The following is an 810-nucleotide window of genomic DNA, read 5'->3' on the forward strand; positions in this document are numbered from 1 at the left end:
TGTGACTCTCCAATCACAGTAGAAGGTGGTGGTTCCATTGATATCATACTTCTTTGCTTACTATCGATATTTGCATTGGCTCAATCAAAAAGCTTCAAACAGCATATACGATTCCTGCCACGCTCTCTGAACAGCCTCGCTGTCGGCTTTGCTTTAATCCATTTATCCCTTTCTCCCAGCTTATCTGAAGCATCAGAAAGCCCCTTGACTAGCTTAAACAGACTCTATATCAACAGCGCATTGGGGTTGTCGTATACAAGTACAGACTTAAATGAGTTTGACCAGCAGCTTCAATCAAACGGTTTAGATGCCAAAGCTATTGATGAGAACAGCGAGCGCTTAGGTTGGCGTTTTGGGCTTGGTTATGAGCTGAACAACAATTGGGCATTGGAGCTTAACTATCTTGATCTTGGAGAAGTTGATATCAAGTTTGAAGGCGCCTATACCGACAGTGAAAGCTTCTTCAACGCCGTCAAAAAGATACATCCCGAATCTGGTGCAGGCTGGGAGATTTCAGGTTCATACAGGCAAACATTCCTAGATAGGTTTAGCGCTTTTGCCAAGGCAGGTATTTTCTCTTGGCAAGGGAGCTACGATGCATCTCAATTTGGATCTAATCAAGGAGAGCACAAGACTAGCGGTTCAAGCTTTTCCTATGGCATCGGAGCGGGATCTAAAATAACTGATAACTGGCAATTAGATGCGCAGCTAGAACGCTTCGAGCTGGATAACGATAGTTCTTATCTAGCTTCAGTCAGTCTTAAGTACCGCTTTGATGATGCTGTCAAACTGGCCGATCAGACTTCTGCT

Annotated in this window: 1 protein-coding gene; it reads left to right on the top strand. The window is 44.1% G+C overall.

Features of this window, described 5'->3' with window-relative positions; genetic code table 11:
- Positions 1-810, top strand: an 810-nt coding sequence (locus A3735_RS04235) for an outer membrane beta-barrel protein (RefSeq protein ID WP_068637640.1), incomplete at both ends; no start/stop codon positions are given.

It is taken from the genome of Oleiphilus sp. HI0061 (assembly GCF_001635675.1).